The following is a 13,229-nucleotide window of genomic DNA, read 5'->3' on the forward strand; positions in this document are numbered from 1 at the left end:
TTGTTAAAGAACTTGGTTATCACTTTGTTCGCTATGAACATTTGTCGTGACAACGGGAGCGAATTATAGGGCGATTTTAAAAGTGCGCAATAGTTTTTTTGCGTTTTTTTCTAAAAAACACCTCAAGCGCACAAAGTTAGAGCAAAGGAGGTATTTTTGTGCAATTGAGTAACAACTTTACTATTAAAACTTCCCGACGCTTCATTCTAAGCAATATGTCCTGACGCCAGCTTAGGCTTTTTTCGCTTTCTGTCCCTTGGATGGGTAACAGGTATTGCCGACAATAAGGTCTTAGTATAGTCAGCCTGTGGTGAATCAAAGATAGCATTCACCGCATCTAGTTCAACGAGCCGCCCCTTAAACATCACGGCAACCCGATCGGCAACATGCCTAACTACCGATAAATCATGCGAGATAAAAATGATCGCCAAGTCCATCTCGCTTTGCAGACGCAGCAACAGATTTAAAATCTGAGCCTGTACTGATACATCAAGAGCCGATACGGATTCATCACAAATTAACAGCTTCGGTTTTAATGCAATCGCCCGGGCTATACCGATACGTTGCCTCTGCCCTCCTGAAAACTCATGAGGATAACGATCCGCCGCTGATTCTTCTAAACCGACTTTAATCAATAGCGCCTTAACCCAAGCTTTACGCTCAGTATATGTTCCCATCTTGTGCACGATAAAAGGCTCTTCCAGAATCATGCCGACGGTATGGCGCTGGTTGAGTGACTCAAGCGGGTCCTGAAAGACAATCTGCATGTCTTTACGGATCGGACGCATCTGTTTTACTGACAGTTCAGTAATATCTCGCCCATCAAAAAAGATTCGTCCTTCTGTCGGTTCATACAATTTCAGAATTGTACGTCCCAGCGTGCTCTTACCACAGCCAGACTCTCCCACCAGCCCGAGAGTTTCCCCTTGAGCAACAGAAAAGGACACACCATCGACGGCTTTGACGATATAACCTCTTTTAAAGATTCCCCGCCCAGAGACGAAATGTTGCTTCAAATTTTCAATTCTGAGGATTTCTTCCATTCATCCCTCGCTATTCCTCAGGCGTTCTTCGGCTCGAATACAATCAAATCTGACTTTTGAATTCAGGAAAACAAGCCGTATCTATCGGCTTAATCTCAATCAATTGCTTTGGCTCATGACGCAACCCAGGCATCAAACCCAACAACCGCTCGGTATAGGGATGCTGCGGATTATCAAAAAGCTCGAAAACATCGGCAGTTTCAACAATCTTGCCGCCATACATCACTGCCACGTCATCGCAGACTTCAGCCACAACACCGAGATCATGGGTAATAAACAACATTGCCATACCGGTTTCTTCCTGCAACTCAATCATCAAATCCAAAATCGATGCCTGAACTGTTACATCCAGCGCCGTCGTCGGCTCATCACAAATCAGGATGTCTGGCTTACATGCCAGTGCCATCGCAATCATGACTCGCTGACGCATTCCGCCTGATAAGTTATGCGGATACTCCTTAAGTCGTTTTTCCGGCATGGGAATTTTAACTTTCGTGAGCATTTCCAAAGCGTAAGCTGAACGTTGCTTTTTATTGAGATCCGATCGGTGTAACGCCAACACTTCATTTATTTGATTTTCTACTGTCTGAACAGGATTAAGTGCCGTCATCGGATCCTGAAACACGATAGAAATATGATTACCTCGCATGGTATACATTTGGTCTGAGGGAAGGCGAAGTAAATCTTTTCCTTTATAGAGAATCTGCCCCTGTGTCACCCGTCCATAAGGTTTGGGCAGCAGCCCCATAATTGACATCGCAGTCACGCTTTTGCCGCAACCAGACTCCCCGACTAAACCCAGAGTGCGTCCTTTTTTAATATCAAGATCAACACCATGGAGAATCCTGACAACGCCGTCATCGGTGATAAATTCAGCCTCCAGATCCTTTACTTGCAGAATTACTTCATCTGTTGGCATATCTCGCCTCTCCATCAGTCGACTCACAACTTATACGTGTTATCCACCACAGTGATGGGCTCAAATGTCTTTCCTTTTTTCATTGCCGACTTAGTTTCTTTTTTAATTTCAGGATCAATCCAGTAGGTTCCAAAGTCTAAAGCCGCGCCAGAGGAAAACAGGTATTCCGTCAACTTTGTCATGGCTGGCGTCGGATATTTTACCCATCGCCAATGAGCTTCGCGGGCATAGGTTCTCATCGCCCCCGGGAGCACCACAGCAGCATCCGCAACTCTCTGCTGGATTTGACGCGAAATAGCTTTCTTCTTTTCTAAATCAAACTCGGACCGATAAGCCATGATAAGAGCATCGAGCTCATCGGAACTGTAATTCGTGAAATTATTGGTTTGGGGTTTATTGGCATTGTCGGAGTGGAAATATTGCCAATACGCCGGGATCTCCCCGGAGCTCATATCATGGAAAGACAACTCGTGTTTTTTCTCGAGGACATACTTAAATGCCGAAGAGCCATCAATCAGGTTCAGCGTCAATTCTAATCCAGCCTGCTTTGCCTGCTCCTTAAGAAAAGCAACCCGAGGACTGTAAGTAGGTCGGGAATAGGTAACTGCAAAAGTCAGGCGCTCACCTTTACTATTGATACGAATACCATCTGATCCAATCTTATCGAAACCGCCTTTTACAAAATATTCAGCCGCTAAATCAGGATCAAACTGCGGAGCCTGAATACCTGTATTGGTGTAGTCCCCCTGCCCGACTCCGACCCCGTTAGGCTTACGCTGCAAATCCCCTCTGAGCACCTTCTGAATCAAGCCGTCAAAATCGATGGCATGAAACACGCCTTTGCGAATATCTAAATTATTCAAGTAAGGTCTGGCGGTATTGAGCCATAAACCACCGGCACCAATTGGTACCTGGTTATAACCCCAGAATTTATGAATATAGCCTTTACGATAAGCTTCGGTATTGGTTTTCTCATGCCAAAGCTCTGGTGTGTCGAGCCAGAAGCTATCCAGATTACCTTTTTCAAAATGCTGACGAGCGATATCTTTATCCCGAATCACCTTAAGCCGTATTTTCTCAACGTTATAACGGTGCTTATAGTAGCGATTGCTGTAACCCCACCAACTTTTCCCAACATGCTTAAAGGTGATTGATTTTCCTTTCTTTATGTCATCAACATAGTAAGGTCCGGCTGCCGGCTCAGCCTTGAAGTTATAACGACGGACAAAATTGTCATCGACACCATCCCTGTTCTTATCGTTTTTCGGCTTATAGAAATGTGCCGGACGAGGTTGCAGGTTGGCATATAACATAAGCTCATCTTTGTTTCGCCTAACGGCCGATACCACGGCAAACGTATGCTCACCAAACTTAATAATATCTTCGACCTGTTCGGTATAGTGCTTGTTGTACCAGGGAGCGACAATGTCTTTGGAGCGCATCAAAGTCAGCACAAAAACATAATCATCGGCCGTAATAGGTTTTCCATCCGACCAACGGGCTTTCGGATTGATTCGAAAGTAGACGGTTTTATCATCATCCCCATAAGCCCAGTGCGTTGCGATATCCGGTATCCATTTGTTGGTAATTGGATGGCGAGTTACCGAAGCCGGTCGGCTGTCTAATAACCAAGAACGGAAGCGCCCATTGGAATCCGGGCCGACAATCCGGAAAGTTTGAGGAAAGCTCTCGATATAAGTTCGGAAAGTGCCGCCAAAAATGGCATTCGGTGAAGCAAACAACGGTTCTTCAGAGTTAGACTCCCATTGTAGTCCTTCCGGCAGCATCACCTCTGACTGTGCCACTGCATGTGGTGACCACCCCGTACCCAGCAAGATCACAATCAGTCCGAACTTCAACATCTTCAGCATAATTACATCCTTGTCCTGCCATAAAAACTTACCGCTAATGATAAATTTAGCCTAAATCCGTCATCTCTCACTCGAAACCCTGTTGCCGTTATTTATCCGGAAACAGGCTGACTGTAATTATCAGCTCTATCACAACGTTATAGGAGATAACTCAGACATAGCGGGTAAATTTCTTGGGATCAAAAGCCGCCCGAATGGCTTCACCAATAAAGGTCACCATTACCAGCACAGCGACAATCGCGCTGACCACAGAAATCACAATCCATGGAGAATCCAGATTAGATTTCCCTTGTTGTAGCAATTCACCCCAGCTTGGGGTCGGCGGCATTAACCCGAGCCCCAGGTAATCCAACGCGGTCAGGGCTGTAATATTGGCAGCAATCGTAAAGGGAGCCAGTGTCACCACCATCACCATGGTATTAGGCAATATATGGGTAAAAACGATCCTTGCTGTTGATGCACCAATCGCCTTGGCAGCCATAACATATTCACGGGCGGATTCTTTATAGGTCATGGTTCGCATGTACCAGGTCATTCCCATCCAGCCAAACAGCACGTTAATAGCAACAAACAAGGTGAATGTCGGTTGAGTGACAGAAACCAAAATCATGATGACATAAAGAAACGGCACCATAGACCAGACTTCAATGAAGCGCTGAACCAGCAAATCAAACTTGCCGCCGAAGAATCCCATCGCACAACCCACAGCGATACCAATGGTATAAGAAGCAATCATTGTCAGCAGTGCAAAGCCCATCGCAATCCTGAACCCGTAAATCAGTCGGGCAAGAATATCCCGGCCAATCGTATCGGTTCCCAGATAGTGTTTATCTTCCCAGCTCGGCGGATTAGGCGGGTAGTCACCGCTGAAATCCTGCTCCAGCGGATTCCAGGGAACCAATGGCATGATGACAAAATCGTCCCCGCCCTCTTGCTCAAACAGAGACTGCAGCTCGCGGTAGCGAGTTTCTTGCTGGTATCCTAATCCGTATTCGCTGCCTGCGATCACGCCGCGAAAGACAGGAAAGCTGTACTGGCCGTTATATTTCACCACTAGCGCCTTGCTGTTGAGCAGGACTTCAGCACACAGCGACAATATCAGCAGGCTTATCAGCAACACAAAAGACCAATATCCCCTACGAATGGATTTGAAACGCCGGATCTTTTTGATCGTTAAGGGATTCAGCTTCAACATATCAGGCTCCGAACTTAACGCGCGGATCCACCAGCGCAACACAAATATCCGAAAGGATATTTCCCAGCATCAGTAATACCGCATTGATCGCAACGATCCCCATGACCACCGGATAATCACGCTCCATGATTGACTCGTAACCGAGTAGTCCGACTCCATCGATGTTAAAAATCACTTCAATCAGAAAAGAACCTGTCATGAAAAACAACAGGGAATTACCGAAATGGCTGGCGACCGGAATCAGGCTGTTACGCAAAGCGTGTTTTCGTACCGCTGTTTTGAATGGCAGACCTTTGGCTATTGCCGTGCGGATATAATCTGATGACAGGTTTTCCATCAGATTATTTTTCATCGTCATCGTCAGGGTGGCAAAATCACCGATGAGATAGCACACCAACGGCAGTGCGGCATGCCACATTAAATCCCTGAGCTTCTCAAAAAAGGTTTCGAGATCCTCAAAATCATCCCCGACAAAACCACCCATCGGAAACCATTCAAGGTGATAGCTGAACAAGGTGATCAGCAAGACACCGACGACATAGCCCGGCAACGCATAACCGATAAAAATCAGCACCGAGGTTGAAGAATCAAAGACACTGCCGTGCTTTAGAGCTTTATAGTAGCCGAGCGGGATGGAGATAAAATAGCTGATGAAAAACGTCATCCCTCCATAAAACAGAGAGACAGGCAATCGCTCCATGATCATATCCAGCACAGGCTCGTAATAGCGGGTTGATTCCCCCAGATCCAGCACCAGTATCTTACCCAACCATTCAAAGTAGGCTTCAAACACAGGCTTATCCAGGCCATAGAAAGCATTCAGTTCAGCAATCTGATCATCGGATAACGCATTACTTTCCGCAGAGGAAGACAACGATGAAGGCCCGCTGCTTTGCGCCTGCATCTCGGCCAGCATACGTTCAACCGGCCCACCGGGCACCAAGCGGGTAATGGCAAAAATCAGGATAGTAATACCGATAAACGTCGGCACCACCAAAGCTATCCGTCGCAGGATATAAGACAACATTTAATGACGAACTCCTTGTCAAAATTGCCGCTTACGATTTTTTAAAGATAGCAGTAAGTTATACCAAACTGAATAATAGTCTGATCCAATCAGAGCACTCTCAGCGGTTTGAGAACAACCCAAATTGATGAAGATATAGTCGTTCTACATCAAAGCAATTTGGGGCAGTTATCGAGCGGCTTAAGTGCTCCCGAAGGGCGAGTTTAAAAGGCACACCTACTGTGTTACTTGATTTTGATGGATATGAATACATCTACAATCAAGTGCCTTGTATCTGTGCCTTTTAATTCTCGCTGATAGGCCAGATTATTGTTCAGTTTGGTATTAGTGAAAATATGGTGGGATAAAAAAGTGAGAGTACAAAAAAGGCCGCCGAAGCGACCTTTTCACTGAATCTGTAAGCAATTAGCGCGAGGCCAGCCAAGCCGGCACATCTGCCACGCTGTCAAGAACAACGCTCGCCAGCGCTTCGCCTTCTTCGGTAACCGGCTTGCCGGTACGAACCAGGATCTTAGTACCGACTTCAGCCGCTTCAGCCGCTTTCATGTCGTCGGTCTTATCACCAATCATGACCGAATTCGCCATATCGATTTTCAGGAAATCTCGGGCAGAAATGAACATACCTGGTTTAGGCTTACGACAGTTACAATCTTGCAGATAATCGCCTTTACCTTCGGTTGGATGGTGAGGGCAGTAATAAATACCGTCAAACTCAACGCCGTTATCAACAAAATTCCAGTCCATCCACTCAGTCAGAGTCAGGAATTCATCTTCCGTATACATACCACGGGCAATACCCGCCTGGTTTGTTACAAGAACAAGCAAGTACCCCATATCTTTGAGCTTCTTGCACGCTTCAAAAACGCCTTCAACGTATTCAAAGTCATCAACGGTATGAACGTAACCATGATCGACATTAATCACTCCGTCACGGTCGATAAAAACTGCTGGTTTGGCCAAAAGTTAGCCCTCTGTCTATATATATTAAGGCAAATTATGGCATGGCTAAGACAGGGATTCATCTGTTTATCGCGATTAAGCACAACACAATTAACCAGACAAACAAAGCCCACAAAGACGTTTGGACGTCTGGACGTAAAAATATCTATTGACTTAGACGTCTAGACACCCTAGCATCAAGAAATCGGCTGCGAACAGAAACACTTTTCGCACATAACAATGACAATGTAAACACAACATTTAGCATTACGATATACCTTGAATGACAGAGGGTTAACTTTTCAAACTTTGTGTTTTAACAGGTATACGGTTCAGGAAGTTCGATGATAGAAATAAACAGAGTTAATAAAGTGTTCTATCAGGGTGACAGGGAGATCAACGCACTACGTGATATCAACCTGGCCATTGAACAGGGCACCATTTTCGGCGTAATCGGATCATCAGGGGCAGGTAAAAGTACCTTGATCCGCTGCGTCAACCTGCTTGAAAAGCCAACCAGCGGCCACGTTATTGTGGACGGTATTGATTTAACCCAGCTTTCTAATCAGGAACTGACGTTGGCCCGCCGTAAAATCGGCATGATTTTCCAACATTTCAACCTACTGTCTTCACGCACGGTTTTCGACAACATTGCCCTGCCGCTTGAGTTGGCAGGTAAAGGCAAAACGGAAATCAAAAACAAGGTCAGTGAACTGCTTCAGCTGGTCGGGCTGGCAGACAAAAGTCAGTCTTACCCATCCAACCTCAGTGGCGGTCAAAAACAACGAGTGGCCATTGCCCGCGCTCTGGCTTCTGATCCAAAAGTGCTGCTGTGTGATGAAGCCACCAGCGCCCTGGATCCGGCGACCACTCAGTCAATTCTGGAATTACTGAAAGAGATCAACCGCAAGCTTAACCTGACAATCTTGCTGATCACCCATGAAATGGATGTGGTGAAAAGCATCTGTTCAGAGGTAGCGATCATCGGCGGCGGTGAGCTGGTTGAGAAAGGTCCGGTAGGTGAAATTTTTGCCCATCCGAAAACCGATCTGGCGCGCAGTTTTATTCGCTCGACACTGGATCTGTCTATTCCTGAAGATTACCAGGCTCGCCTGGTTGAAGCCCGAATTAGCAACAGCTACCCACTGGTGCGGCTGGAGTTTACCGGCAACTCCGTCGATGCTCCGCTGATCAGCCAGGTTGCCCGCGAATTTAACATCGACATCAGCATTCTAAGCTCCGACATGGACTACGCCGGAGGGGTCAAATTCGGCCTCATGCTGGCCGAATTTTTCGGTACCGAGCAGGCTGCCGATCAGGCCATTGCTTTCCTTCGAGATCACAAAGTTAATGTAGAGGTGCTGGGTTATGTTGCTTGAATCTATAACTAACTGGTGGCTAACCAACGAACGCCTGATTGAGTTGTTGATCAGCGCTCTGGGTGAAACCCTGGTAATGGTGTTTGTCTCCGGCCTGATCGGTTTTGCAATTGGTATCCCGGCCGGTGTCGCCCTGCACCTGACCAAGAAAAACGGCTTACTGGAAAACAAGGCACTCAACCAGATACTGGGAACCATTACCAATATCGGCCGTTCGATCCCGTTCATTATTCTGCTGGTCGCCATTATTCCGTTTACCCGGTTTGTTGTCGGCAGCTCAATCGGTACCGCGGCTGCTATCGTTCCGCTGACAGTCGGCGCCATTCCGTTTATTGCCCGTCTGGTCGAAGGGGCTCTGCTGGAAGTACCGGGCGGACTGGTTGAAGCCGCACAGGCAATGGGCGCAACCCCGCGCCAGATCATCAGCAAGGTACTGCTGCCTGAAGCCCTGCCGGGCATCATCAACGCAGTCACCATCACCCTGGTTACCCTGGTGAGCTACTCAGCCATGGCCGGAACTGTCGGCGGCGGTGGCTTAGGTGATGTCGGTATCCGTTACGGCTACCAGCGTTTCGACGGAACCGTCATGCTTATTACCGTCATCATGCTGGTTGTACTGGTTCAGCTAATCCAGTCACTCGGCGACCACCTTGTCAAACGAGTCGACCACAGATAATCCCGTGTTTTAATTGGCACAAATAACAACCATCAATAACACTTAACATTTTAGATTTACGGAAAATCCCCAGTTCTAAGGAGAAGTATCATGGCATTTAATCTTAAGAATCTTTTTGCGGTCGCAGGACTGGCATCAGCACTCATTCTGGCCGGTTGTGGCGAGAAAGAAGCGGTGGTTGATAACAGCAAAATTAAAATTGGGGTAATGGCGGGCGCGGAAGCCCAGGTTGCAGAAGTGGCAGCCAAGGAAGCTAAAGACAAATACGGCCTGGATGTCGAACTTATCACCTTCACCGACTACGTCTCACCAAATGCGGCGCTGGAAGAAGGTTCAATCGATATCAACGCATTCCAGCACAAACCGTACCTGGATCAGCAAGTAACTGACCGCGGCTATAAGTTTGCGATTGCCGGTAATACCTTTGTTTATCCGATTGCCGCCTACTCCAGCAAAATCAAAGCAATTGACGAGCTGAAAGAAGGTGATCAGATTGCACTTCCTAACGATCCGACTAACCTTGGCCGCTCTCTGCTGCTACTTCAACAGCAAGGCTTATTGAAACTGAAAGACGGTGCAGGCCTGACTGCAACAGTTCTGGATATCGTCGAAAATCCGAAGAACCTGAAAATCGTTGAACTGGAAGCAGCACAGCTGCCTCGCTCTCTTGACGATGTTCAGCTTGCGATCATCAACACCACCTATGCCAGCAGCATCAACCTGACACCTGATCGTGACGGTGTATTCGTTGAAGACAAAGAGTCTCCTTACGTGAACCTGATTGTTGCCCGCCAGGACAACGTTGAAGCTGAAAACGTTAAAACCTTTGTTAAGGCTTACCAGTCTGAAACTGTCTATGAAGCAGCGAAAGATATCTTCCAAGGTGGCGTCGTTAAAGGCTGGTAATCACTACTTGCCTGATAGCTAAAACAATCAACTTATAACAATAAGCCCCTCAGTTGAGGGGCTTATTGTTTTTATCTGTCTTTCTTCTGCCGTTATTTTTTCTTTTTCACCCGGCCCTGCACGGCTTTAAAGCGAGGGTTCGACTTACAGATAACGTACAGGCGACCACGACGCTTAACAACCTGGCAATCACGATGACGGCTTTTAGCACTTTTCAGCGAGCTCAGAACTTGCATCTTAGTTTCCTTTCTTTTTACCAAACTGACCAAAACGGCGGGTGAAGTTAGCCATTCGGCCTTCTGTGCTGATCACTCGTTGCTTGCCGGTGTAGAACGGATGTGATTCCGACGACACATCCAGGGTAAAATACGGGTATTCCTTACCATCTTCCCAGGTGATGGTCTTGTCGGTTTTCAGGGTTGAACCAATAAGAAAGTATTTATCAACACTGGTGTCGTGGAACACAACGGTTCGATACTCGGGGTGAATACCTGGTTTCATTTTCTGATCCTCAAATAACTTTGCTTATTCTCAAAGAATAAGGCTTTCGCTCGAGATATGTTATAACATATCATTTGATAATAATTCTCATCAAGCTTTAATTTGATTTTTTATGCTATTTTCTGCGTCAAATGAATCAGGACGCTATCCAGATGAGCTATCAAATTGAACCGGTTGGGATTATCCGCTCCCCTTATAAAGAGAAGTTTGCAGTACCACGCCAGCCGGGGTTAGTACCCAGTGCCCGCTCGGAAATCGTGCTTCAGGGTGAAGCCAATGCCCTTGAAGCGGTACGTGGGCTAGAGCAATTCAGCCACCTATGGCTACTGTTCCTGTTTGATCAAAACCTTGAAGCGGGCTGGCGTCCGACCGTTCGCCCACCGCGTCTGGGCGGTAACGAACGAATCGGTGTGTTTGCCAGCCGGGCAACGTTCCGCCCTAACGGTATCGGTATGTCAGCGGTCGAACTCAAAGGTGTTCGCCAGGAAGGCAGTGATGTCATCATCGAACTGGGTGGCGTTGATCTAGTGGACGGAACACCGATTGTCGATATCAAACCTTACATTCCCTACTCGGACAGCCTGCCACACGCCCACGGCGGTTTTGCCACCGAAGAGCCAGACACTCTTGACGTCATTTTCCTGAAGGAAGCCGCAAGACAACTGACCGGACGCCGGGGAGAGCACCAGAAAGCTGTGATTTCTGAAGTGTTAGCGCAAGATCCCCGCCCGGCCTATAAAAAAGGCAAACCGGACGACAAGGAGTACGCGGTTCACTTGTTTAATTACAATGTCAGATTTACAGTAAATAACGAGCAGGTGACCGTTACCGCCCTTGAAGTCACCGAAGAATAACAATCTCCGGCTTGTTCTCTTTGGCGAATAGTCATTTGGCTGGTAGTATATGCGGTTATCGCTTCTCAAGCGGTGCGGGAAAATCCCGCCTACCAACAACTACTTCTTATCAACCAACGGATACCATCAATGCGTACCAGTAAATATCTTCTTTCAACGCTGAAGGAGACTCCAAACGACGCAGAAATCATCAGCCACCAGCTGATGCTACGTGCAGGTATGATCCGTAAGCTGGCTTCAGGTCTTTATACCTGGCTACCTACAGGTCTGCGTGTTCTGCGTAAGGTCGAAAACATTGTTCGTGAAGAAATGAACAAAGCAGGTGCAGTAGAAACGCTAATGCCCGTAGTTCAGCCCTCTGAGCTTTGGGTTGAAACCGGTCGCTGGGACAAATTCGGTCCCGAGCTGCTACGTATCGCTGATCGCCACGACCGACCGTTCGTTCTGGGTCCTACGCACGAAGAAGTGATCACAGACATGGTTCGCAACGAAGTGAAGTCGTACAAACAACTTCCACTGAACCTGTATCAGATCCAGACTAAGTTCCGTGACGAAGTTCGCCCACGTTTCGGTGTGATGCGTTCACGCGAATTTATCATGAAAGATGCGTACTCTTTCCACCTGGACAAAGAGAGCCTGGTTGAAACGTACGAAACTATGCATCAGGCATACTGCAACATCTTCAACCGTATGGGTCTGGATTTCCGTCCTGTACTAGCTGATACCGGTTCTATCGGTGGTTCTGGTTCTCACGAGTTCCACGTGCTGGCAGAAAGCGGTGAAGACCTGATTGCCTTCTCGACTGAGTCTGACTACGCAGCCAACATCGAGAAAGCTGAAGCGCTTGCACCTGCAACTGAGCGTGCTGAACCAACGATGGAAATGACGCTGGTTGATACGCCAAACGCGAAGACTATCGCCGAGCTGGTTGAACAGCACGGTATCGCGATTGAGAAAACAGTTAAGACTCTGTTTGTTAAAGCGTCTGACGAAGTTGAAGCTGATCTGATTGCACTGATCATCCGTGGTGACCACGAGCTGAACGAAATCAAGGCAGAGAACCTGTCTTGCGTTGCTTCTCCGCTGGAATTCGCAACTGAAGATGAAATTCGCGCACTAGTTAACGCGGGTCCTGGCTCTCTGGGTCCTGTTAACCTGCCTGTACCATTTATCGTTGACCGCGCTGTTGCTGTAATGAGCGACTTCGGTGCCGGTGCAAACATCGATGACAAACACTACTTCGGTATCAACTGGAGCCGCGACGTTGAGTTGGGTCAGGTTGAAGATCTGCGTAACGTAGTTGAAGGTGACCCAAGCCCATGCGGTAAAGGTACCCTGATGCTGAAACGCGGTATCGAAGTTGGCCACATCTTCCAGCTGGGTAACAACTACTCAGAGTCAATGAACGCTTCTGTTCTTGGCCCAGACGGCAAGAACGTTATCATGGAAATGGGCTGTTACGGCATTGGCTGTACCCGTGTAGTTGCTGCTGCAATCGAGCAGAACAACGACGAAAACGGCATCATCTGGCCAGATGCGATTGCACCGTTCCAGGTATCTATCGTACCGATGAACATGGCGAAGTCTGAAGAAGTTAAAGAAGCAGCTGAGAAGCTGTACGCTGATCTGACTGCAGCTGGCATCGACGTACTGTTCGACGACCGTAAAGAGCGTCCGGGCGTAATGTTTGCGGATCACGAACTGATCGGTATCCCGCACACTATCGTTATCGGTAACCGCAGCCTTGAAAATGGCGAGATGGAATACAAAGACCGTCGTGCCGGCACTAAAGAAGGCGTAGCTGTTACAGATATCGTTGAATTCATTAAGCAGAAGCTGGCTAAATAAGTCTGAGCAGATGCTGACAAAAGCCTCCCTCACGGAGGCTTTTTTATTTTCCCGGAACCAAAAAACTTCTC

The 13,229-nt window shown here is 47.5% G+C and carries 13 protein-coding genes; 5 read left to right on the top strand and 8 right to left on the bottom strand.

What is annotated here, in order from left to right:
- Positions 1-206: 206 nt before the first annotated feature.
- The 6 genes from C942_RS21365 to gmhB form a co-directional block, all read right to left on the bottom strand.
- On the bottom strand, positions 207-1,043 hold the full coding sequence (locus C942_RS21365) for an ABC transporter ATP-binding protein (protein WP_007470220.1): 837 nt from the start codon (positions 1,041-1,043) through the stop codon (positions 207-209).
- Positions 1,044-1,086: 43 nt separating this feature from the next.
- On the bottom strand, positions 1,087-1,962 hold the full coding sequence (locus C942_RS21370; protein WP_007470222.1) for an ABC transporter ATP-binding protein: 876 nt from the start codon (positions 1,960-1,962) through the stop codon (positions 1,087-1,089).
- A 23-nt stretch (positions 1,963-1,985) separates the two neighbouring features.
- Complete coding sequence (locus C942_RS21375) at positions 1,986-3,833, bottom strand: extracellular solute-binding protein (RefSeq protein WP_007470223.1); 1,848 nt, start codon at positions 3,831-3,833, stop codon at positions 1,986-1,988.
- A gap of 151 nt (positions 3,834-3,984) precedes the next feature.
- Entirely contained in the window at positions 3,985-5,028 is a 1,044-nt protein-coding gene (locus tag C942_RS21380; RefSeq protein ID WP_036801420.1) for an ABC transporter permease, read from the bottom strand.
- 1 nt (position 5,029) lies between these two features.
- The gene (locus C942_RS21385) at positions 5,030-6,055 is read right to left on the bottom strand and encodes an ABC transporter permease subunit (protein WP_007470227.1); all 1,026 of its coding nucleotides are present in this window, start codon (positions 6,053-6,055) and stop codon (positions 5,030-5,032) included.
- A 405-nt stretch (positions 6,056-6,460) separates the two neighbouring features.
- Entirely contained in the window at positions 6,461-7,015 is a 555-nt protein-coding gene (gmhB, locus tag C942_RS21390) for a D-glycero-beta-D-manno-heptose 1,7-bisphosphate 7-phosphatase (protein WP_007470229.1), read from the bottom strand.
- A gap of 323 nt (positions 7,016-7,338) precedes the next feature.
- Here gmhB and metN point away from each other — a divergent pair, with 323 nt between their 5' ends.
- From metN to C942_RS21405, 3 genes are all read left to right on the top strand, one after another.
- Positions 7,339-8,373, top strand: a complete 1,035-nt coding sequence (gene metN / locus C942_RS21395) for a methionine ABC transporter ATP-binding protein MetN (RefSeq protein ID WP_007470233.1) — start codon at positions 7,339-7,341, stop codon at positions 8,371-8,373.
- A complete protein-coding gene (locus C942_RS21400; RefSeq protein WP_007470235.1) occupies positions 8,363-9,049 on the top strand; it encodes a methionine ABC transporter permease in 687 nt (228 codons plus the stop codon). The genes metN and C942_RS21400 overlap by 11 nt, the downstream gene beginning before the upstream one ends.
- 90 nt (positions 9,050-9,139) lie before the next feature.
- Positions 9,140-9,955 (top strand): MetQ/NlpA family lipoprotein, encoded by an 816-nt coding sequence (locus C942_RS21405; RefSeq protein WP_007470237.1) that lies wholly within the window; start codon positions 9,140-9,142, stop codon positions 9,953-9,955.
- Between the two features lie 92 nt (positions 9,956-10,047).
- Here the strand turns inward: C942_RS21405 and ykgO are convergent, their stop codons facing one another.
- Both ykgO and C942_RS21415 read right to left on the bottom strand, forming a co-directional pair.
- Positions 10,048-10,191, bottom strand: coding sequence for a type B 50S ribosomal protein L36 (gene ykgO, locus C942_RS21410; protein ID WP_007470239.1), 144 nt, complete (start codon positions 10,189-10,191; stop codon positions 10,048-10,050).
- A 1-nt stretch (position 10,192) separates the two neighbouring features.
- Positions 10,193-10,456, bottom strand: coding sequence for a type B 50S ribosomal protein L31 (locus C942_RS21415; protein WP_007470241.1), 264 nt, complete (start codon positions 10,454-10,456; stop codon positions 10,193-10,195).
- A gap of 152 nt (positions 10,457-10,608) precedes the next feature.
- Between C942_RS21415 and tsaA the strand changes: the two genes are divergently transcribed.
- Both tsaA and C942_RS21425 read left to right on the top strand, forming a co-directional pair.
- The gene (gene tsaA / locus C942_RS21420) at positions 10,609-11,310 is read left to right on the top strand and encodes a tRNA (N6-threonylcarbamoyladenosine(37)-N6)-methyltransferase TrmO (protein WP_007470244.1); all 702 of its coding nucleotides are present in this window, start codon (positions 10,609-10,611) and stop codon (positions 11,308-11,310) included.
- Positions 11,311-11,439: 129 nt separating this feature from the next.
- Complete coding sequence (locus tag C942_RS21425; RefSeq protein ID WP_007470246.1) at positions 11,440-13,158, top strand: proline--tRNA ligase; 1,719 nt, start codon at positions 11,440-11,442, stop codon at positions 13,156-13,158.
- Positions 13,159-13,229: the final 71 nt, after the last annotated feature.

Source organism: Photobacterium marinum (genome assembly GCF_000331515.1).
In the GTDB taxonomy this organism is placed as follows: Bacteria; Pseudomonadota; Gammaproteobacteria; order Enterobacterales; family Vibrionaceae; genus Photobacterium; species Photobacterium marinum.